19 protein-coding genes are annotated in these 22,267 nt (G+C 45.8%); 9 read left to right on the forward strand and 10 right to left on the reverse strand.

The genetic code is table 11. The features are described 5' to 3' along the window. The first annotated feature begins 568 nt into the window (after positions 1-568). Complete coding sequence (locus tag WKT20_RS13300; protein WP_340417499.1) at positions 569-2,917, forward strand: ABC transporter permease; 2,349 nt, start codon at positions 569-571, stop codon at positions 2,915-2,917. 34 nt (positions 2,918-2,951) lie between these two features. Continuing rightward, positions 2,952-5,336 carry an FtsX-like permease family protein gene (locus WKT20_RS13305; protein ID WP_340417500.1) on the forward strand — a complete coding sequence of 795 codons (2,385 nt, stop codon included), beginning with the start codon at positions 2,952-2,954 and terminating at the stop codon, positions 5,334-5,336. 203 nt (positions 5,337-5,539) lie between these two features. Here WKT20_RS13305 and WKT20_RS13310 read toward each other — a convergent pair whose 3' ends face one another. Both WKT20_RS13310 and WKT20_RS13315 read right to left on the reverse strand, forming a co-directional pair. Then, on the reverse strand, positions 5,540-5,956 hold the full coding sequence (locus tag WKT20_RS13310; RefSeq protein ID WP_118243236.1) for a hypothetical protein: 417 nt from the start codon (positions 5,954-5,956) through the stop codon (positions 5,540-5,542). A gap of 190 nt (positions 5,957-6,146) precedes the next feature. Next, on the reverse strand, positions 6,147-6,548 hold the full coding sequence (locus WKT20_RS13315; protein WP_117701682.1) for a DUF6249 domain-containing protein: 402 nt from the start codon (positions 6,546-6,548) through the stop codon (positions 6,147-6,149). Between the two features lie 131 nt (positions 6,549-6,679). On the opposite strand from WKT20_RS13315, the gene WKT20_RS13320 reads away from it, so the two are divergent. Both WKT20_RS13320 and WKT20_RS13325 read left to right on the forward strand, forming a co-directional pair. Continuing rightward, positions 6,680-7,225 (forward strand): RNA polymerase sigma factor, encoded by a 546-nt coding sequence (locus tag WKT20_RS13320; protein ID WP_340417502.1) that lies wholly within the window; start codon positions 6,680-6,682, stop codon positions 7,223-7,225. A 3-nt stretch (positions 7,226-7,228) separates the two neighbouring features. Continuing rightward, positions 7,229-7,588 (forward strand): hypothetical protein, encoded by a 360-nt coding sequence (locus WKT20_RS13325; protein WP_117701684.1) that lies wholly within the window; start codon positions 7,229-7,231, stop codon positions 7,586-7,588. A gap of 73 nt (positions 7,589-7,661) precedes the next feature. On the opposite strand, the gene WKT20_RS13330 is transcribed toward WKT20_RS13325, so the two are convergent. From WKT20_RS13330 to WKT20_RS13345, 4 genes are all read right to left on the reverse strand, one after another. Beyond that, the gene (locus WKT20_RS13330) at positions 7,662-9,368 is read right to left on the reverse strand and encodes an acyl-CoA dehydrogenase family protein (RefSeq protein ID WP_118441689.1); all 1,707 of its coding nucleotides are present in this window, start codon (positions 9,366-9,368) and stop codon (positions 7,662-7,664) included. Beyond that, positions 9,368-10,387, reverse strand: coding sequence for an electron transfer flavoprotein subunit alpha/FixB family protein (locus WKT20_RS13335; protein WP_118163965.1), 1,020 nt, complete (start codon positions 10,385-10,387; stop codon positions 9,368-9,370). The genes WKT20_RS13330 and WKT20_RS13335 overlap by 1 nt, the downstream gene beginning before the upstream one ends. 5 nt (positions 10,388-10,392) lie before the next feature. Beyond that, positions 10,393-11,280 carry an electron transfer flavoprotein subunit beta/FixA family protein gene (locus WKT20_RS13340; protein ID WP_007559689.1) on the reverse strand — a complete coding sequence of 296 codons (888 nt, stop codon included), beginning with the start codon at positions 11,278-11,280 and terminating at the stop codon, positions 10,393-10,395. 279 nt (positions 11,281-11,559) lie between these two features. After that, positions 11,560-11,865 carry a peroxiredoxin family protein gene (locus WKT20_RS13345; RefSeq protein WP_340417503.1) on the reverse strand — a complete coding sequence of 102 codons (306 nt, stop codon included), beginning with the start codon at positions 11,863-11,865 and terminating at the stop codon, positions 11,560-11,562. An 84-nt stretch (positions 11,866-11,949) separates the two neighbouring features. Here WKT20_RS13345 and WKT20_RS13350 point away from each other — a divergent pair, with 84 nt between their 5' ends. Next, positions 11,950-13,164 (forward strand): mechanosensitive ion channel family protein, encoded by a 1,215-nt coding sequence (locus WKT20_RS13350; protein WP_117701688.1) that lies wholly within the window; start codon positions 11,950-11,952, stop codon positions 13,162-13,164. Positions 13,165-13,170: 6 nt separating this feature from the next. After that, positions 13,171-13,539 carry a thioesterase family protein gene (locus tag WKT20_RS13355; RefSeq protein ID WP_278612650.1) on the forward strand — a complete coding sequence of 123 codons (369 nt, stop codon included), beginning with the start codon at positions 13,171-13,173 and terminating at the stop codon, positions 13,537-13,539. 283 nt (positions 13,540-13,822) lie between these two features. Here the strand turns inward: WKT20_RS13355 and WKT20_RS13360 are convergent, their stop codons facing one another. From WKT20_RS13360 to WKT20_RS13370, 3 genes are all read right to left on the reverse strand, one after another. Continuing rightward, on the reverse strand, positions 13,823-15,421 hold the full coding sequence (locus WKT20_RS13360) for an aspartate:alanine exchanger family transporter (protein WP_117701690.1): 1,599 nt from the start codon (positions 15,419-15,421) through the stop codon (positions 13,823-13,825). A gap of 77 nt (positions 15,422-15,498) precedes the next feature. Next, the gene (locus tag WKT20_RS13365) at positions 15,499-17,391 is read right to left on the reverse strand and encodes an AAA domain-containing protein (RefSeq protein ID WP_118163959.1); all 1,893 of its coding nucleotides are present in this window, start codon (positions 17,389-17,391) and stop codon (positions 15,499-15,501) included. Then, the gene (locus WKT20_RS13370) at positions 17,384-18,313 is read right to left on the reverse strand and encodes a DMT family transporter (RefSeq protein WP_117701692.1); all 930 of its coding nucleotides are present in this window, start codon (positions 18,311-18,313) and stop codon (positions 17,384-17,386) included. The genes WKT20_RS13365 and WKT20_RS13370 overlap by 8 nt, the downstream gene beginning before the upstream one ends. Positions 18,314-18,431: 118 nt before the next feature. On the opposite strand from WKT20_RS13370, the gene WKT20_RS13375 reads away from it, so the two are divergent. The 3 genes from WKT20_RS13375 (at position 18,432) to WKT20_RS13385 (ending at position 21,275) form a co-directional block, all read left to right on the forward strand. Continuing rightward, entirely contained in the window at positions 18,432-19,256 is an 825-nt protein-coding gene (locus WKT20_RS13375) for an AAA family ATPase (RefSeq protein WP_007559701.1), read from the forward strand. Positions 19,257-19,270: 14 nt separating this feature from the next. After that, entirely contained in the window at positions 19,271-20,269 is a 999-nt protein-coding gene (locus WKT20_RS13380) for a DUF4435 domain-containing protein (protein ID WP_022054112.1), read from the forward strand. Positions 20,270-20,411: 142 nt separating this feature from the next. Beyond that, complete coding sequence (locus tag WKT20_RS13385; protein ID WP_259300763.1) at positions 20,412-21,275, forward strand: hypothetical protein; 864 nt, start codon at positions 20,412-20,414, stop codon at positions 21,273-21,275. A gap of 68 nt (positions 21,276-21,343) precedes the next feature. Here the strand turns inward: WKT20_RS13385 and WKT20_RS13390 are convergent, their stop codons facing one another. Further along, entirely contained in the window at positions 21,344-22,180 is an 837-nt protein-coding gene (locus WKT20_RS13390; RefSeq protein ID WP_117670476.1) for a CvfB family protein, read from the reverse strand. Positions 22,181-22,267: the final 87 nt, after the last annotated feature.

Below are 22,267 nucleotides of genomic sequence, written 5' to 3' on the forward strand. Positions count from 1 at the left end.
TACGAAAAACATACGGTTCCGCAACGCAAAACGTACGGTTCGCACGGCGAAAACATACGTTTTGCCGAAAGAAAACATAAAAACAATGGAAACGTTACGAGATTTTCTACCCGAGGTTTTCTAAAAAACTGGATTCCGGAGGAAAAAGAAAAGACTACCCTTTACGTAAGGGCATAAAAAAAGGAGTTCCGCTGAACTCCAACCTTTGTTAACCTTAAATCTAATACTATGAAAAACACAGTACAAAAGTATTTATTTTATCTGAAACAGCAAAACCCAAAGCTAAAAAACAATGTTTTACAACATACATTAACCAAAACCTATTTACCGATTAAATCCCTTAACAAATATAGCCTCAACCTTAAAAAAATCAAGAACAAGACTGCATCTATCATATGACCTCTCCCAACACTCGATTACTTTTGTCTAAAAATCATACACCCCTTGTCAAAAATTTAGACACTCACAAAAAATAGGGAAATCACATATAGTTATAAATCAACGATTTGAAATAATGGCACGAAAATTGTATCGTATATTGCAGTAAAAACAAAACCAAACACAGAAAATGAAAACTTACTTTACCTTTTTACAGCGCAACAAGCTTTTTACCTTTGTCAATATCATTGGATTAAGCATCTCACTCATGTTTCTCCTGCTGATTACCCACATGGTAACCCGACAGCTCACCGTAGACAAAGACATGAAAGATGCAGACCGGACTTATGTACTGGCTAACGAGATATGGGCAGGAGGTCACATCTTGCTGGGTGACAAACTGCAAAGCCGTTATCCGGAAATAGAAGACTGGTGCGCCGTAAGCGGTTACTACGAACAGTTTGTCAGAACTAACGACCAACCGGTTAATATACAAATGATGTTTGTCCGTGAAAACTTCTTCCGGTTCTTCAACTTTCATCTGCTGGAAGGAAATCCGGAAACCTTGCTGGCCAATGAAAACAACATCGTGCTGACACGTTCCTGTGCCATCAAGCTGTTTGGCACGGAACATGCGTTAGGGAAAACACTTATTGAACAAGCATTCGGTGACCGGCGCTGCACGGTAAGTGGAATCATTGAAGACATTGATAATTCTATCTTTCCTTCCAATATTGAAGCATTCAGCCTTCATAAAAATGTCCGGTATGTTCATTGGAGTGCCAGCGAAGAAAATACCCAGTTGGGCAATGCTGCCAGCTGTATTTTTTTCCTGCGTTTCCATCCGAGCGTCAATCCCAACGATAAAGCCGATGACATAGCCCGCTTTTTCAAAGAATTCTTCTGGATCTACCAATATGATTCCGTTAAAAAGGTATTATTCATTCCCGTACACAAGTTTTACTTCTCCGATACACAGGCTGCCGGAGCCATACTTAACCAATATAGCCTGAAAGTAGTACTTATTTTCCTGACCATCGGCGTCTTGATTCTGTTTATGGCCATCTTCAACTATACCAGCATGAGCATTGCCCAAACCAGTTACCGGGCAAAGGAAATGGCTACCCGACGCCTGTTAGGTTCCTCCAAGAAAAGCATCTTCTGGCGCATGATTGCCGAATCGTTCCTGCTGACCACGCTGGCCTTTGTGATTGGCTTTTTACTAGCCAAGGCTGCAGAACCTACAGCCATGGAACTGCTTCACACACGGCTTGACATTGTGGGTGACTTAAATCCCCTCACCCTATTGTGCTATCTGCTTCTGATTACCGTACTTTCCTTACTCTCCGGATTCGTGCCTGCCACCCTGCTGTCACAATACAATCCGCTGGACATCGTAAAAGGTACCTTCCGCCGCAAGACTAAGACTTTATACCTCCGTCTGCTAAACATTGTGCAAAACGGACTCACCATTGCCATGTTAGGATGTGCCATTTACCTGAGTGTACAGATTTACCGCATCCTGCATGCCCCATTAGGATATGAATACGGTCACGTCATCCACTACCCTCCTATGGGCAGCGACCAGAAACTTCAGCTTTTCCGCCAGGAAGCCCAGAAGCTTCCTTTCGTAAAACGCGTCAGTTTTGCACAAGGTACTCCCATTGACGGTGGAAACAATGATACCATGTACTTTACAACGGCCGACAGTACCAAGGACCTAAGTTTCCAGACCTTTGTGGTGGACTCTGCCTTCATCGACATCTTTCATATCCAAATTACGGAAGACCGTCACGCAGGATACAATCCAAAAAATTTCTTTGTAAGCCAGTCGGCCATGAAAGACTTACGTCAGTTGGGATTTACAGACTTTGTAAGAAGTGACCGTGGGGGCTATACCATGAACGTGGTTGGAGATTTCAAAGACTTCCAGATTCGCTCTCTGCTTATGAAAGATCCTCATCCGCTGCGTATGCAAATTGCTCCTTCCGACAGCATCAGCCCATGGAACATCCTGGTAGAAGTACGCGATGATCAACCCGAGGCTTATAAAAAGCAACTGGACCAGCTCTATTCCAAGATAATAGACGGATACTCGTTTGATTCAGAATGGTATGACACACTGGTACAGAAAATATATGAAGACATTACCCGTATGAATCACCTGATTCTTATCTTCACCTGCGCAGCACTGGTTATTTCCCTGTTAGGACTTACCGCCATGAGTATCTACTTCATCGCACAACGCAAACGAGACATCGCTGTACGCAAGGTATTCGGCTCCGACAGCCGCAGCGAAATGCTCCGGTTAATGAAATTCTCTTCCGCATCACTGGCGGTCAGTCTGCTCATCGGCCTCCCGCTGATGTATATCGGCATTCAGCAGATAGACAAGATTGTGACCTACGAAAGCAGTTTCCCCTGGTGGGTACCGGTTGCCGCTTTCCTGATTGTAGCCCTCATCTCACTGGCCTCCGTCTGGCTAATCAGCCGAAAAGCCGTACGGGAAAATCCAGTACTGAACCTGAAAACAGAATAATCTTACCCAAATCAGAAACATAAAAAACGAAAATATGAAAACCATCCTACGAAATCTATTCTACACACTGAAACGCTTCCAGACCGCCTCTGTGCTGAACCTAATGGGACTTTCGGCTGCCTTTGCCGCCTTTGTCCTGCTTATGATGAAGGTGAGCTACGAACGCGATTTCGATACCTGCTATCCTCATACCGACCGCCTGGTCATGCTGAATCTGGCACGACCTCAAGAGGAGAATTATGTCAGTACACTTCCCCGAGGCCCAATCGACTACCTTATCCAACAAGTACCGGGCATCGAATATGGCACCATCTATTCCCCTGCCTGGCAGAAGCAGGCTTTCTACACCGACCCCAAGAATCCGCAATACTTCTACGAGGAGCCCTGGGCCGTGTATCCCGACTTCGGAAAAATTATCGGACTGAAGTTCGTGGAAGGCAGTGACCAGGAGATGAAACAGCCGGAAAGTGTCATCGTATCCGAGAGCTATGCCCGCAAACTATTCCCGAATGGCAATGCCTTAGGTTCCTACCTGTACACAGATACTCCAGGCTGGCGAAATCCGGAAGCTACCAAATTCCGAATATGCGGTATTTTTGAAGACCTACCGGAAAACTGCCAGTTCAAAAATGACCTCTTTGTTCCGATGGGAAAACTTCAGGAGAACGACTGGGGCAGCCAGAACTTTTTTGCATTCTTCTTGCTAAAACCGGGAGTCAGCGTGGAAGAAGTCAACCAGCAGATTGCAGCTACAGAAGCCAACAAACGACTATTTACCGGGGATCAAGGCACCCAGAAACTCTATGTCCTCCCGATACAGAAACTATATTATGACATGCATTCCCCTTACTACTTCCAAACAGGTAGCCGCAGCACCATGACCCTGCTGGTAAGTATCGGGTTCCTAATTATCCTCATAGCCTGTATCAACCTTATCAACTTCAGCACGGCACTGGCTCCGGTACGCATGCGCAGCATCAATACCCAGAAAGTGCTGGGAAGCACCAATGGAGAATTGCGCCGTGCCCTGGTAGCCGAATCGGTGAGCATCGTATTAATAGGATGGCTATTATCATTGGGTATTGTCGCAGCCCTGATACGCCTGAACGTGCTTTCTTTTATGGGCTTTACCCCTTCCCTGCTCGTTTACTGGAAGTATGTGCTTTACACCGGAGTGATAGCCCTGCTTACCGGTATCGTGGCCGGACTGTATCCGTCATGGTACATGACCTCTTTCCCTCCTGCCCTTGTATTGAAAGGAAACTATGCCCTGAGCGGAAAAGGGAAACGGCTTCGTACGGTACTCATCGGTTTCCAGTATATTGTTTCGTTTGCCCTGATTGTGACCGCAGCTTTTATTTTTCTGCAGAACCGATTCATGCGAAACCATGAACTGGGCATCGACAAAGACCAGATACTGGTCGCTTCCCTCCCCCAAATGCCTTATCACAGCAGTCCGTACCGCAAATTCGACACTCAGCTGAAAAGTTTTGCTGAAATCGACGACATCGCCTACGCCAAATGGGAGTTAGGAGGCACCGAGGGATATACACAGTATATCTTCCGCTACAAAGGAAACAACTACGGACATCAATATATTGACGTCACAACGAACTTCTGCCGAGTCATGGGAATGCACATTCTGTCGGGAAGCGACTTCCTGCCCAGCGATTCCATCTACACCTCCCAATTAAACTTTATCGCCACGCAGGACCTTCAGAAAGAAAGCGGTATCCCGGCAGGAGAGACACTCGACTTTTTCCCATGGGGAATGAGCGCCACCCTCAAAGGATATGTGAATAACGTGCAGTTTACTTCACTCAAAACTGGCTCCGTCCCCTATATTTTCTGTCCCAACGGTATCTACAGCAACAATGTGCTACCATTTGCCTACATCCGCGTAAAGGCCGGAAGTAATATGGACAGCGCACTGAAGCATATCCGTCAGACAATGAGTGAATGTTTTACGGGCTATCCCACAGAAGTGAAATTTTACGACCAGATATACGGCCAGCTTTACCAAAAAGAAACAAACCAGCAAAAGATAATCACCTGGTTCAGTCTGCTGGCCATTCTGATTTCACTGGTAGGAGTATTCGGACTGATTATTTTTGAAGCCGCACACCGCCGTAAGGAAATCGGGGTACGAAAAGTATATGGAGCCTCCACGGGACAAATTCTTTGGATGTTCGGCCGCTCCTACCTCACGCTTTCCATCGTCTGTTCACTCCTGGCCAGTCCCATCGCCTGGTATGCCGTATCGGAATGGCTGAAACAGTTCAATGAGAAAATCCCTATTTCTCCATGGGTATTTCTGATTACATGCGTCATAATCAGTCTGATTACACTGATTACCATTACTATACAGAATTACCGGACAGCCAGTAGCAACCCTGTCAACAGCCTGAAATCAGAATAAAATCCAATGAAAAAATTGAGCGACAAAAAACGTAAAGGCGTTTGCACTAAAACGTCAAAACGTTTTTATCGGAACGCAAGTACATTTCAGTTTAAACGCCCTTACGTTTTACATTGAATGTACTTGCGTTTTAAAGCAAATATAAAAGCGTTTCTTTAAGCTGAAAAAAGGCATAAAAAAAGGCTATCAGAACTGGCAGCCTGTCAGCAGTCAGCCAGTTTATAAGTCCGGAAGCGTTTCCCTTTCTTAAGTTTGAACACAAGTTCCCTCCGGTCCTTATGAAAAAAGCGGTCGCGAATGTTCACACCAAACTCACACGCTTCTCCCTTTTTCATGTTAGGAAGATGAATCCGGCATATTCTTTTCTTTTTATAGAACAAATAAAAATAGGTTTTACGCATCACCTTTTCTCCTTCATTGCTGATTTTCATTTTCAGACGTTTTCCGTCGTGCATCGCACAAAATACAGGAGGATAAATCACCATTTCCTTCAGCACATCATCACTATCATTAGATGCTACCAGTTGCAGGCATTCATTATCCGGCACAGACTGGGCAAAAATTTGTCCGATAAAAAAAATCCACACACATACGATTCCGATGACTCTATAATACTTCATAACCCAATACCTCCTTTATTATACCCATGGCACCTAAAGTTACAAAAAGATTCAATTGCCTTGCATAAATGAAAGGTTTATTTCACAAATAAAGAATAAAAGGCCAGTTTCAGGATAAATCATACCATAAAGCACGCGGCCTGACACACCGTTATGGCATGCCAGGCCGCTCTGCTGAAATTTGCAATTCTTACTTATTTTTCTTCCATTGTTCTTTTTCTATCAAATAAGAGATAACAAGGCCTAAACCTCCTCCCAACAGAACGCACGCTCCGTAAATTATAGAAACGGCCTCTTTTACGGTATAAGGGTAATTATCAGACAAGTAATCCGGTTGGGTGGTACATGTCAACACGTATCCTACCAAAAGTCCTGCCCCCAATCCAAGCAGCAAACATCCTATACGCAGTCCTCCAAACGAATACAGGCTGGGGCGATACATAATGCCATTCTTAAAGGTTTCCGGCGTCAGTTTGTCGCCCATCTTTTCAATCAGCATCATCCGCTCTCTTCTTCCGGCAAACAGTTCAAACAATTTATAAATCACTCCAAAAACAATTGCCACATTGGCCACAATCATCAATTCTTCCATTTTATTCAGTTTTTAATTTGTTACTTTGCCCTTTAGACGCAACCCACACAGAAAGGTTACACTTTTACCGAGAAAAATATTTTTCTATTTTCAGTGTAACCTTTTACTTTGCTCTGCGTCTAAAGGGCATCATGAATCACGAGGAACTACATATCATAGCATCTATCCTGAGCGGACGAACCGAACAGTTCGCCTATTTTCTCGACACCTACGGGCCACAGGTTTTCCACCTGATAGTCCGCATGATAGGCTCACCGGAAGATGCCGAAGAACTGACACAAGACTGTTTTATGAAAGCCTTCACCCACCTTTCCTCGTTTCATGGAGACAGCAGTTTCTCTACCTGGATCTACCGCATTGCCTACAATGAAGCGACCTCCGCACTCCGGAAAAAAGATAAAGAACTGCTTTCATTCGACGACCGGATGTGGAACAGCCTTTCAGATAAAGAAATAGATGAGGAACTGGATACCGAAAACGAAGTGCAGATTCAAAAATTACAGCAGGCACTCACCCAGCTCAAGCCCGATGAACAGGCACTCGTTACCCTATTCTATGAAGAAGAAAAAAATATAGAAGAAATAGCCTACATCTTTCATCTGACAGAAAGTAACGTAAAAGTAAAACTGCACCGCATCCGAAAAAAGTTATGTAACTTAATGAAAGAGGAGATTTAAGACATGAGAACAACAGATAAAGGACTTCAGAAGGCCATAAAAAGGCAGCCCCATTACGAGCTGCCCAGTAATTTCAGCTACCGCATGATGCAAAAGATACAAGAGGAAAGTATCTTACGCGAAAAACGGCAGGAAAAAAGAATGTTCATCCTCTTCCTTGTCTTTGCCATACTCAGCGGGGGAAGTTGCATCGGATTTTTTATATGGAAATACGGAGCAGCCTTCATCAGCTATTGGCACACCTGCAAGGAAATACTTCCGGACTCCCATACGCTCCTTTTCTACCTGCCCACGCTCTGTGCCCTCTGTCTGCTGTACTTCTTCGACCGATGGCTACGAAAGAAAATGCATAAAACAGTTTAAAGACTGTACCATACTAAAAAGGGCGAATCTCATTCGAAATTCGCCCTTTCCATTTCTATATCAATCAGAAATCTTATTTCCGATAGCTTTCCAATTCTTCTGCCTGGAACTTACGGATGAAGTTGAAATGCTTTTCTACTTCAGATTCAGCGTAGTTCACATACACGTTCAATGACTTGCCGAACATGTCAGGAGCCTTTGTCGCATCCTGCAAGAGCAGATGGCTCATCACGCACACAGCTGCCATCTCATACAAACGACGAGATACCAGATCCAGCAATTCCTGGTTCTGTGCTTCCTTCACTGCATTGGTACATGCTTCCAGCTTACGAGTCATATCCTTGATACGATTCATATAACCTTCAAATTCCGGAGCACAAGGAATCAGTTCATATTCATGCAAAGTAGCCGCATACGAACCGTTTGTTACGTAACGGATGGCAGCTACTGTCTGCAACTGGGTAGTACCTTCATAGATGCTGGTGATACGGGCATCACGATAAATACGCTGACAAGCATATTCCATCATGAAACCAGAACCGCCGTGCACCTGAATACAGTCGTATGCATTCTGGTTGGCATATTCAGAGTTCATACCTTTTGCCAGCGGAGTAAAGCTGTCGGCCAGTTTTGCATAACGTTTCTGTTCCTGACGTTCTTCCGGAGTTAACTTGCGTTCACGGGCAATGTCATCCAACGCTTTGTAGATGTCCACGTAACGAGAAGTCTGATACAACAACGCACGACCTGCATCCAGTTTTGCCTTGATGGTAGCCAACATGTCATACACAGCCGGGAATTCGATAATGGCCTTACCGAACTGTTTACGGTCTTTTGCGTATGCCAAAGCCTCATCGTAAGCAGCCTGGCTCAAACCTACAGACTGAGCGGCAATACCCAGACGGGCACCGTTCATCAACGCCATGACGTACTTAATCAAACCTAACTTGCGTTCACCGCAAAGTTCCGCCTTCGCATTCTTATAAACCAGCTCACAAGTAGGAGAACCATGGATACCCAGCTTGTTTTCAATACGGCGTACATCTACTCCACCATCGTTCTTGTCATAGATGAACATAGACAATCCACGACCGTCGTGTGTGCCTTCTTCCGAACGAGCCAATACCAGGTGAAGGTTTGCATCACCGTTCGTAATGAAACGTTTCACACCGTTCAGGCGCCAGCAGTTGTTAGCTTCATCGTATGTAGCTTTCAGCATCACACTCTGAAGGTCGGAACCAGCATCCGGTTCAGTCAAGTCCATTGACATGGTTTCACCGGCACAGATACGCGGAATGAAACGGCTGTGCTGATCTTCGTTACCGAATTCATAAAGTGTTTCGATACAGTCCTGAAGTGACCAGATGTTACCGAAACCGGCATCAGCCTGAGCCACGATTTCTGCACACATGGTGTACGGAGTAATCGGGAAGTTCAAGCCACCGTAACGGCGCGGCATAGTCATACCATTCAAACCAGCTTTCACCATTGCATCCAGGTTGGTCTTTGTACCGGAAGCGTATTCCACGCGACCGTTTGCACAGTGCGGACCTTCTTCGTCCACTCCTTCTGCATTGGCAGCAATCACTTCACCTGTGATTTCACCGGTAATTTCCAATACTTTATCGTAAGAGTCGACTGCATCCGCATAGTCCTGCGGTGCGTAGTCATACTCGTCTTTATCTCTGTAATCGCGTTCTTTCAACTGACAGATACGCTCCATCATCGGATTGTTCAAGTGGAACTTGAGTTCCGGATGTTCTGTATAAAAGTTTGCCATTATTTACTGTTCTTTTTGTAATACTTAATCATTTTCGGAATAACCTCTTCCACTGTGCCGTTGATGACATAATCGGCAATTGCATTGATAGGTGCATTTTCATCGTTGTTCACAGAAATGATGATACCTGCATCCTGCATACCGGCAATGTGCTGAATCTGTCCGGAGATACCACAAGCGATGTACAGTTTAGGATGTACGGTCACACCTGTCTGACCAATCTGACGGTCGTGGTCGCAGAAACCGGCATCTACTGCTGCACGGCTGGCACCTACTTCTGCATGAAGTTCCTTAGCCAGTTCGAACAACATATCGAAACCTTCCTTGCTACCCATACCGTAACCACCGGCAATTACAATCGGAGCACCTTTCAGGTTGTGTTTAGCCTTTTCTACGTGACGATCGATTACTTTCACTACGTAATCAGTTTCAGGCACGTATTTCGCTACGTCGTGACGAATCACTTCACCCTGATAATTGGCATCTACGATTTCTTTCTTCATCACACCTTCACGTACGGTAGCCATCTGCGGACGATGTTCCGGATTGATAATGGTAGCCACAATGTTACCACCGAAAGCCGGACGAATCTGATACAGCAGGTCTTCGTAAGTGATACCGTTTTTCTTGTCTTCATGGTTACCGATTTCCAGCTGCGTACAGTCGGCAGTCAGACCACTTGTCAGTGCAGAAGACACACGCGGACCCAGGTCACGACCAATTACGGTAGCACCCATCAAACAAATCTGCGGTTTTTCTTCCTTGAACAAGTTGACAAGAATAGAAGTATGAGGAAGTGAAGTATAAGGGAACAAGCCCGGAGCATCAAACACATGTACACGGTCTACTCCGTATGGCAAAACTTGTTTTTCTACATCTGCAAGGTCTGTACCGGCACAGATAGTTTCCAGCTGACATCCCAGCTGAGTGGCCAACTTACGACCTTTGGTTAAAAGTTCGAGACTGACATCGGCAACGTGCTTGCCTTCCATCTCACAATATACAAATACGTTATTCATAGTCTTTATCCGATAGTATGGTTAGCCAACAGTTCAACAATCAAGTTTTCTACATCTGCATCGCTGCCGGTAAGCGTCTTGCTTTCCTTTGCCTGGAAGATGATGTTCTCAATCTTCTTTACCTTAGTCGGAGAACCCGACAGACCGCATTGTTTCGTATCACCGTTTACATCGGCTACACTCCATTCTGTGATATTCAGATAAGGACGGCTTTCATACAAAGAAGCATAAGGCAATTCAGCTCCGTCTTTGGTAATGGCAGCCTTTTCCTGACCACCCAGTGCACGTTTGTACTTCTGTACCAGTTTCGCATTGCGCGGACGGCAAGGAGCCGCACTACCGTTTACAGTCAATACAATCGGAAGCGGACCTTCTACAGTTTCCACACCTCCGTCGATATGGCGTTTCACACGGATACGTCCGTCTTTTACCTCCTGAATTTCTTCTACGTAGGTCACCTGAGGCAAACCTAATTTTTCTGCAACCTGAGGACCTACCTGTGCAGTATCACCATCGATAGCCTGACGTCCACCCACGATGATGTCATATTCACCAATCTTGCGGATAGCTGTTGCCAACGCATACGAAGTAGCCAGCGTATCTGCTCCGGCAAAAGCACGGTCTGTCAGCAGATAACCGTTGTCTGCTCCTCTGTATAATCCTTCGCGGATAATTTCAGCGGCACGACCCGGACCCATTGTCAGGATAGTTACAGTAGAACCAGGATGTGTGTCTTTCAGTCTGAGTGCCTGTTCCAGGGCATTCAAGTCTTCCGGATTAAAAATCGCCGGAAGTGCTGCACGGTTAATTGTACCGTCAGCATTCATGGCATCTTTTCCCACACAGCGTGTATCGGGAACTTGTTTAGCCAATACTACAATTTTCAAACTCATTAGATTCTTTATTTTGGTATTAGTAAATTCTTGTCGGCAAATTTAATGAAAGCATTTGTTCCGCAAAAAGATATGAAGAAAAATTAAGTGTATTCTCCACATCTTCACTCAACTGTGAATAGGTGGCAATGGGATTATCGGAATACATGGACACAACCGTTCCATCCCTCCTGCAAACATACACCCGGGGAATTCCGCTCGTAGAAAACAATTCATACACCCGCCGGTCATCCTGTGCCGAATAGGGTATGGTCAGAGAGTTTTTCTCCCAGTAATCTGCTACCTCCTCTTCGCCTTCCTCCCGACTGATAGCATATCATTCGCAGCATATTCTTCATATAATCGCTGAATAACCGGTAATTCTTTCTGGCAATCCGGACATTCCGTATGAAAGAAAATCAATACAGCTACCTTTCCCTTAAGAGACTGCGTACTCAACTCTGAGCCATCATTCAAAACGGCCGAAAAATCCGGCAACACATCGCCCGGCTCCACTATATTCTCGCCAGCCGAAACCTCTTCACGGATGCAGGAAAACAACAAGCACCCCAATAACACGAAAAAAATACTTGACCAATACTTCATAGGGTAAAGATAAACAAGATACACAAGTTTTGCAAACTCTAAGAACTTGTGTATCTTTGACTCCTGAAAAAGACTTTATAAAATATGAATACAATGAATCAGGAAACTGCGCAACTTCTCCAGCAAATCGGAATTGAGAAGTCTGATTTAAACTGGACTACACAAGTTGTACTCATCTTAGCCATCTTACTGGTATCTTATCTTACTACACTAATCTTCCGCCATCTTATCATGCCGGCCGTACGAAAGATTACAGCCCGCACCAAAGCCACGTGGGACGACTATCTGTTCAATGACAAGATGATGAAAGCCTCTTGCCGGATGATTCCACCTATCACCTGGTACATCCTGCTCCCTTTTGCCTTTGATGACAAATCGGCCTACCTGCTTCAAATCCTATTGAAAATCTGTCTGATTTATCTCATCATCACGGCACTCATGCTGATTAAATGCTTTCTGGACTCTCTCTACGAAATATCCAGTGAGCATGAAGCTTTAAAGAACCGTCCGCTCAAAGGTATCTACCAGATGATAAATCTGGTATCCATCGGAATAGGTATCATTCTTATCATCAGCGTCTTGATTGACCGGAACGCCACCGCCATCCTGACCGGACTCGGTGCCTCGGCCGCCATTCTGATGTTGATTTTCAAAGACAGTATTCTGGGATTAGTGGCCGGCGTGCAGCTTTCGGCCAACGACATGCTCCGTCCGGGCGACTGGATTACCATGACCAAATACGGTGCCGACGGTTACGTGGTTGAAGTGTCGCTGACTACCGTAAAAGTACAGAACTTCGACAAAACCATCACCACGATTCCTCCTTATGCACTGGTCAGTGACTCGTTCCAAAACTGGAGAGGCATGCGCGAGTGTGGAGGTCGCCGCATCAAACGCTCACTGTTTATCGACATGACTACCGTACATTTCTGTACACCGGAAGAAGTGAACCGATTCGTACAAAAAGGATGGATAACTGCTCCAACCGAAGGAAATGAACCACCTGTCAACCTACACGTGTTCCGCGAATATGCCCTCAAATACATCAGCAGCCATCCCGAAGTGAATCACAACCTGATGCAGATGGTCCGCCAGTTGCAGCCCACCACCGAAGGTATCCCCGTAGAAATCTACTGTTTCTCGAATACCCCCGACTGGATTCCATACGAAACCCTGCAAGGCGAAATCTTTGACCACCTGATAGCCATGATACCGGAATTCGGCCTGCATATCTTCCAGCGCCCGGCCGGAACCGATTTTCAGCCCAATGAGAAAAATGAATTTCTAACTTCAAAATAAAAAACAATGGAAACAGGACTTACATACAGCAGCACCGTACAGGTAAATTCCACCAACACCGCCCTAGCACTCGGCTCAGGAGATATGGAAGTGTTTGCTACCCCCGCATTGGTAGCCTTAATGGAAAACGCTGCCATGAATGCCGTAAAACCCGTACTCCCGGAAGGCTCTACCACCGTAGGTGCCATGATTCAAACCTCGCATCTCAAACCCTCCGGTCTGAACGAAGAAGTGACCGCTACCGCGGAACTCACAGAAATAGAAGGACGGAAACTTACCTTCAAAGTTAGTGCATCCGACAGCAAAGGACTGGTGGGAGAAGGGATTCACATCCGCTACATAGTGGACAGGGAACGTTTCCTGAGCAAACTTTAACAGCACACAATTGTCTACCATAGATTTATAGACAGACTACTGCATCAACAGTAGAACTCTAAAACATCATTTACGTTTTCCATTCTGCATCCCTAAGTTTTCCGGTGCGAAAACCTAGAGATGCAGAATGAGAAACATAAGGTTCCGCGAGGGAAAACATAAAAAACAAAAGTCGAAATACTACTTATCTCCTTCGTATTTTTTCAATTAGTGTAAAAAAGAAATCCCTGAAGCAAGGATATTTCACTTGCTTCAGGGATTCTTCTATATACATATTATTACACTATACAATTACCAGCGCAATCAGCTGAATAAACAGAATCAGGAATACCATAGCGATAGGATAAACCGTAGCGTATGCCACTCCCGGGATGTTACTGTCTGTCATCGAATCAGCAGCGGCCAGACCAGGCGTACTGGTCATACCTCCGGTAATGGTGCCTAACAAGTCGAGCAGGCTTACCTTGAAGACCCATCGGCCCACTATGGCAGCCAGCAGCATAGGTACCAATGTAACCAACGCTCCGACTCCAAAAAGCAGGAAACCACTTTCCTGGAAGGTGGCTACCAAAGTTTTTCCGGCTGAAGTTCCTACCTCTGCCAGGAACAGCAACAAGCCCAACTGACGCAGCAACTGATTGGCCGGACCTGACATGGACCACATAATCGGACCAGTCTTGCCAATAGCACTCAGGAACAAAGCCATCATCAGTACGCCTCCGGTCAGTCCCGGAGAGAAAGTCATGCCACCACCGAAAGAGATGTGCAGTTTTCCGAATAATACGCCCAACACGATACCCATAGCAATCGGGAAGAAGTCTGTATCCGACAAACGCTTTACATCATTTCCCAACAAACGGGCTACTGCCTGAATACCTTCCTTCTCGCCCACTACCATCAGCTTGTCACCAAACTTCAGTGCCAATTCCGGTGAGGGAGACAAGTCAATACCGCTTCGGCGTACACGAGTGACCGTACAACCAAAGTTCTTCTGCAAGTTCAGTTCACCCAACTGTTTGTTAATCATATCTTTCTTGGTGAGCAACAAAGATTCAATGGTTTGTGTATGGCTCAACGGGAGTTCACCTTCTTCACGCTCACCCAACATCAGTGCCAGACTATTCAAGGAATTCTCACTACCCACGGCCTGAATGCAATCACCTTCCTGCAATACGGTATGAGCTTTAGGAATCAGAATCTCTTCTCCTTGCTTCAAGCGTGAAATTACGGCTCCCGTCATGGCACGAATGTTCAACTGACTTAGCGTACGGCCAAATACAGCCGAATTCGTCACCCGGAACAAACAAGTGCTCAATTCAGGGAACTGGCTGCGCCGTTCCTTCTCCAGTCTGCGTGCTTCCTCATTCAAGTCTATTCCCATCAATTTAGGAAGCAACTTCACAAAAAGAATCACCCCAATCACCCCAAACGGATAGGCAATACCGTAGGCAATGGAAGCCAACGGCGACTGGGTACTGTCAATGGCCACCGCCAAACCAGGTGTACTGGTCAAGGCACCGGCTATCAGTCCCACGATACTAGGTGTATCGATATCAAAAAGATATTTCATTCCGACCCCTGTCAGGCAGGCAGAAGCCACAATCAGCAGTGTAATCAGAATCAAGGTTTTTCCCTTGCTCCGAAACGAATGGAAGAAACCCGGACCGGCCTGAATGCCAATCGTAAAGATAAACAACACCAGCCCGAAGGTTCCCAGTTCCTTTGGAATGGACACCCCCCAATGCCCGAAGGCAAGAGCAATAAAAATTACGGCAGACACATCGAGCGATAGGCCCATCACTTTGATACGTCCGAGCATAAAGCCCAAGGCTACAATCAAGAAAATTGCAAAATACGAAGTTTGCAGTAAGTCTGTCAACATGGTTAATAAAGATAAATGAATAAAACTGGGATAAAGATAAGCAAATTTTATGAATATCTTTATCCCAGCTTCTGAATTCACTCCTGCAGACTACCTACATACCCGTAAAGTTTCTTATAAAACGCATGCTTGGTCAATGTGGAGGCATCGCCCAGAATAATCAGTTTCATACGGGCACGGGTGATGGCTACGTTCATGCGGCGCAAGTCATTGAGGAAACCAATCTGACCGTCTTCATTGGCACGCACCAGACTGATAAGAATCACATCACGCTCCTGCCCCTGAAAGCCGTCCACCGTATTGACGGTAATTAAGGAACGATAGGGCTTGAAAAAAGCATCTTTCCTTACCAGCTGACGCAAATACTGCACCTGAGCCTTATAAGGAGAAATCAGTCCCACATCAATCCGTTCTTCTAAAAAGCGTTCCCGACCGATTTTCGTGATGTATTCCTTTAACTGACCGATGGACAATTCAGCCTCCGGCTTATTGATTCGTCCGTAGTTTTCACCTACAAACTCTTCATTACAGTCCATGCCTTCCGTATTTACCCATTCTATCGGCGTATCAAAATCCAGGATGCTACGGTATTTCACTTCAGGAGCTGACTGCAACATTCCTCCATAAAACCAGTCGGACGAGAAACGCATAATCTCATCGTTCATACGATACTGTACCTTCAGCAAGGATACCACCTCCGGCTTGTTCTTCACAATGGCCTGCATTAATGTATGTCCTAACCCTGCACGCAAGGCTTCCGGATTCTTCACCGTAGGCGGCAACTGACAATGGTCGCCAGCCAAAATCACCCGGTCGGCTTTACGAAGCGGAATCCAGCAGGCTGCTTCCAATGCCTGAGCCGCCTCATCGATAAATACCGTTCCGAACTTCTGTCCGGTGAGCAAGCGGTTGGCACTACCCACCAGCGTACAAGCAATCACCCTCGCTTCACTGAACAAGGATTCATTGATACGGATTTCCAATTCCGTAGCTCGGTCTTTCAATGAATTGATTTTTTGCCGGATACTTTCCCGGTCATTTCCTTTCCGGCTACGGGTATATAGTTCACGAATCGCCTTACGGATACTCCATAGCTGAGGATAGTCGGGATGTGACTCAAAACGACGTTCGTACGTAAACGACAGCATCTTATCGTTTACCCGACTGGGATTTCCGATACGGAGCACGCTGACACCACGGTCTACCAACTTTTCACTAATCCAGTCGACAGCCATGTTACTCTGAGCACATACCAATACCTGATTTTCACGATGAAGTGTTTCATAAATAGCCTCCACCAGCGTAGTGGTCTTACCTGTTCCCGGAGGACCGTGCACAATGGCCACATCCTTGGCATGCAAGACTTTATTTACTGCTTCATCCTGTGTAGCGTTCAACCAGGGGAAACGTACCGGTTGAAAAGAGAAAGTAGATACGGGTTGCGTACCATGAAAAATATCCCTTAACTCTGCCAGTCGGTTGTTCTTGGCAGAAATGACCTGTTTCAGTGCCTCGAACATCAGGCGATAGCTGGTTTCATCAAAATAGAGTTGTACCCCGACCACTTCTTTGCTCTGCAGCGTAAGCAGTGCATTGGCATCCGGCAAGATGACTACCATGCGGTCTTCCTCCACGTAATTCACCGTAGCTACGAAATTCAGGTAAGTCAGTTTCCCCGACATATCCTGCGTAAAGAAACAAACCGGTTTCCCATATTCAAACAGGTGCTCTATCTCCTTGTCTTCTTTTCGCTCTACTTCAATGACCAACTGATTCAAGGCATTGTAATAGCTCCGTCCCAGCGATAACGGATACCAGCACATGCCCCGTTTGATTTTTCGGCCAATTCCCATCAGCTCCGTCTGCTGCTGGAACTGCTCCTTTTCGTATTCATACTCTAATTTCAGCAATTCATAGTGATGCTGCAAATATAAAACAGGCGATTTTATTTGAGTACCTTCCTTATTCATTTCCTTCTACATTTGATTTGCTTTCTGCCAGCATCTGGGCACGCGACTTGCTCTGCGTCACCACATAGACACCTGTAAAAATCAACAGCGCCGCTACAATCTTCACCCAACCGAAAGTTGCCATACCAGCAAGTACAGCCACACAACTTCCCACAACCGGCTGCATGTAGTTATACATACTGACTACTGTAGGCCGCAAGGATTTCTGACCGACCAGCATCAAAATATAAGCCACATACGTACCAAAGAGTATAACATAACCGACTTCCAGCCAGACTTCTATCGGGAAAGCTGCCCAATCCATCACTGAAAAATCATGATAAGAGAAGGGTATAAAGCATATCGCCGCATAAGTAAACATCCACTTCATCAATGTAATCACGTGATAACGGGCAATCAACTTCTTAAAAATGGTCAGATAACAGGCAAAACTAATCTGAGCTGCCATACAGAGTGCATCACCCCATACGCTACCACCTTCCGTATCTCCTCCCCGGTTGCTCAGAATCAAGGTCAGGGCACCGATGGACCCAAGAAATATCCCAATCACCTTTTTCGGAGTAACGGGTTCTTTCAGGAAAAGAGCCGCTAAAATCATGGTTACAATCGGCATGGTAGTAGTCATGATAGACGCATCGACCGGAGAGGTCAGTGACAAGCCGAAAGTAAAACACCCCTGATTGCAGACAATCCCCAACAAGGAAGCAAAGAACAGCATCAGCAAATCGTGCGGATTGACCTTCTCCTGCTTTACGAAGAAGGAGGTAGTCCAAAAACACACGGCCGCTCCTATCATACGCATATTCGCCAGTGTGAGTCCGGTAATACCCGCTTCCATGGCTGCCTTGCCTACCGGCGACATCAATCCCCACATGCTTGCAGCCAATAACAATGAAATATGAGCTTTTACAGAACCTTTCATGATTTAGTCTTTTTAAATTTCTGCAAAGTTACGAGGTTTTTGAAAAAAGGGCCGGTCGGGCGTTGATTTATTCCCGGGAATTTTCTATTTTTGTTTGACGCGTTAAAAAATACAGTCCATGAAAAAGCAAGCTGAATATATCAAGCGCATTGAGATAAAGGGCTTATGGGGCCGGAAAAACATTGCCTGGGATTTACGCCCGGATGTAAACATCCTGAGTGGAGTAAACGGCATCGGAAAAAGTACGATTCTGAACAACTCTGTCCGCCGGCTGAGTGACCTGGAAGGAGGAGCCCTGAGTAACGGCATACATCTGGGAGTGTCTTTCACTTTCTATCCGGAAGATGCCACCTATATCCACTTCGATGTGATAAGAAGTTTTGACCGTCCGCTGCTCAGTTCCGGATTATTGGAAAAAATCGGTAACCAGAATGTCAAGACTGAACTCGACTGGCAGCTTTATCTCCTGCAGCGACGCTATCTGGATTATCAAGTAAACATCGGCAACCGGATTATCGAGCTTTTGACAAGCGGCAAGCCCGAAAATCAATCCAAGGCAGCCGAAATCTCTCTGCCTAAAACCCATTTCCAGAACCTGGTAGACGACCTGTTCAGTGAAACGGGGAAAAAGATTCTCCGCCAGAGCAATGAAATACAGTTTGAACAAGACGGCGACATATTAACCCCTTATCAGCTTTCTTCCGGTGAAAAGCAGATGCTGGTCATCCTGCTCACCGTACTGGTGCAGGACAACCAACCATGTACCCTCTTTATGGACGAACCCGAAATCTCACTTCATGTAGAATGGCAGCAACGGCTTATCTCGCTCATCCGAAGCCTGAATCCGAATGTGCAAATTATACTGACCACCCATTCACCGGCACTTATCATGAACGGATGGATGGACGCCGTTACCGAAGTGAGTGACATTACAACCCTTTAAAAACATGTAGCCGTATGGGAAAAAGACTGACTGAAAACCTTTCTTCCCTGTACATTGGAGCGGCTAACAGCCTTAAGCCCAAGCGTGCAAGAAGAAAAATCGTGGCCTACGTAGAAAGCTATGATGATATTTCTTTCTGGAGATCCATACTTGCGGAATACGAAGACAACACCCGCTATTTCGAAGTCATGCTCCCCTCTCAGACTTCATTGGCTAAAGGTAAGAAAACCGTACTGATGAACCAGCTCGGGAAGCAATTAGGCGAGAATATGATTGCCTGCGTGGACAGCGATTATGACTACCTGTTGCAAGGACGTACCAACACCTCCCGATACATCATCGAAAATCCCTACGTGATGCAAACCTATGCATACGCCATTGAGAACTACCATTGCTATGCCGAAGGGTTGCATGAAATCTGCGTCATGGCTACGCTGAACGACCATAAGCTGATTAATTTTCCGGAATTCATGAAACTTTATTCCCAAATAGCTTATCCGCTGTTTGTATGGTCTGTCTGGTTTTACCGGAAACATATTCTGTCAGAATTCTCACTGTTGGATTTCTGTTCCTATGTAAAGCTTGATCAGGTTAGCACCCATCATCCGGAACGAAGTCTGGAAACCATGGCAAAAAAAGTCAACCGCAAACTGCATGACCTGGAACGCCATCATCCGGAAGCACTGGAAGAAATTGAAAGCATGAAAAAAGAATTCGACCGCTTGGGAGTCCATCCGGACAATACCTATATGTTTATTCAAGGCCATCACATTATGGACAATGTAGTGCTGCGACTGCTCATTCCCGTATGCACCGTACTCCGCCGGGAAAGAGAACAGCAAATCCATGACCTGGCCCTCCACGACATGCAGCTTCACAACGAGCTGACTAGCTACCAGCGAAGTCAGGTAGGAGTGGAAGTCGTTATCCACCGAAACAGTTTCTACAAGAACTCTCCCCTGTACCAGATGATACGGAGAGACATCGAGAAATTTCTCAAAATCATCCGTTAGCCGGTATTTCCCTATCCAATTATAGGAAATCCCCTACAAAAGAATGGGCGTTTTCATCTTGACCGGAGAATTTTCTTCCGTTAACTTTGTGCTATCAACAAAGCTGGAGAAATCATACTCTCAGCCGGAAAAGACAATGCTTATGAGAACAAGAACATTTATTCTTTGCCTGCTGGCCCTTTGCCTGAGCACAATCCGAGGCTACGCATCCGGTCTGGGCGACTTCCGTGTCAATGCCCGTTTCCTGACCGACCGAATGGCCTTTGAACTGCACCTCAACAGTAACCAGTACAACGACCTGTACGAAATCAATTACGACTTTCTCTGTAATATAGGTCCATACGTTTCTGGCATTGCCGTTGCCGATACTCGTGCGATGGATGCATATTACCGTTACTTGGACGAACGAAACGACGACCTGCGATGGGTACTTTCACAAGCAGAATACGTACGCTTCATCGATATCGAATATTTCTTCCGCCCCATTTATGCCATCAACAACGTATGCTATCTGCGTGTATATAAAATTTATCCGAACAGAATCCATTTCTACTTCAGACCTCCCCGCCATTACCTGACCTACAGAGGCGGACATTGCCGGGCACATTTCGGAGGCGTAAGCTACTACCGGCGTAATTATCCTGCACGCTACCACCATCCGGTGTACAGCCGCCCGTGCCGAGTCAGTCCGCAGATGCGACCGCACGACTTTGCCGGACCACGTCCGGGAAATCGTCCTCCGCAGAAGCCTAACTGGAAGCCTGCACCCCGTCCGGACCGGAAACCTGTCTCTGTGGATAGACCCAATTACCGCCCGCCTCAGCATTCGGAACACAAACCGCAGGCACGCCCACCTCACAATCCTCACAAGAACCCAGGCTTCAGGCCTCAGGAAAGACCAACCCGACGCCCGGAGGTAAGTCCCGACAAGATGCGTCCGAAACAAATCCGGGAAAAAAGCAACATAAAAGAAAAAGAGCGTAAATCTCTCTCCAAACGATTATAAATAAAAAAGTGCTGAATCAGGAATCATCTCTTCCAGATTCAGCACTTCCTTTTATATCAAAAAAAGTCTCAGACTAAGCGGATACCCCCTTCTTCCAGCACCACCAGTCTTTTCTTATATAAATCGCCGACCGCTTTCTTGAAAGTCTTCTTACTTACACCGAAGGTCTGGTAAATCACCTCCGCATCGGTCTTATCATTCAGCGGGGTAAAGCCGTCATTATCCTTGATGTACTGAAGCAATACCTCGGAAAAATCATCTACCTTCCGGGCACCGGCCTTCTGCAATTCCAAATCAATCTTTCCATCCGGACGTACTTGTTTCACGAAAGCACTCAGGTGCATTCCCGCTTCCAAAGGCTGGAACACCTCGTTATGGAACAGCATACCGCTAAACTGATTTTCTACAATCACCTTGTAGCCTAAATCCGTACGCTGCCATACCATGACATTCACTTCCTGTCCCGGCTGGTACTCCGGTTTCTCCGTAGAAAGATAATGCTCCACCTTGGCAGAAGCCACAATACGATAGCTTTCTTCATCCAGATGCACATGCACCACATAGCGTTTTCCTTTCTGCATCTTCATCTTCTGCTCACGGAAAGGCACGAACAAGTCTTTCATCAATCCCCAGTCAAGAAAGGCACCGAACTGATTGACCCATGCCACCTGCAGACAGGCAAATTCACCCACCTGCACATAAGGCTGCAGTGTAGTAGCGACCAGACGCTCCTCCATATCGAGGTAAATAAATACATTCAGAATGTCTCCCGGCTTGGTACCTTCGGGCACATAACGTTTCGGAAGCAAAATTTCACCGTCTTCATCTCCATTGAGGTACACCCCGAAATCCACTTCCTTCACTACTTCCAGCTGATTATATTTTCCTAATTTTATATGACTCATAACAACTCTTTATTTCCGCCAAAGATAGCATAAAAAACTCATATACTCACACTGCCTTCCCTATAAAGAAAAACTAAAAATATTTTT

Source organism: Phocaeicola sp. ICN-14070, from assembly GCF_037892625.1.
Taxonomy (GTDB): domain Bacteria; phylum Bacteroidota; class Bacteroidia; order Bacteroidales; family Bacteroidaceae; genus Phocaeicola; species Phocaeicola plebeius.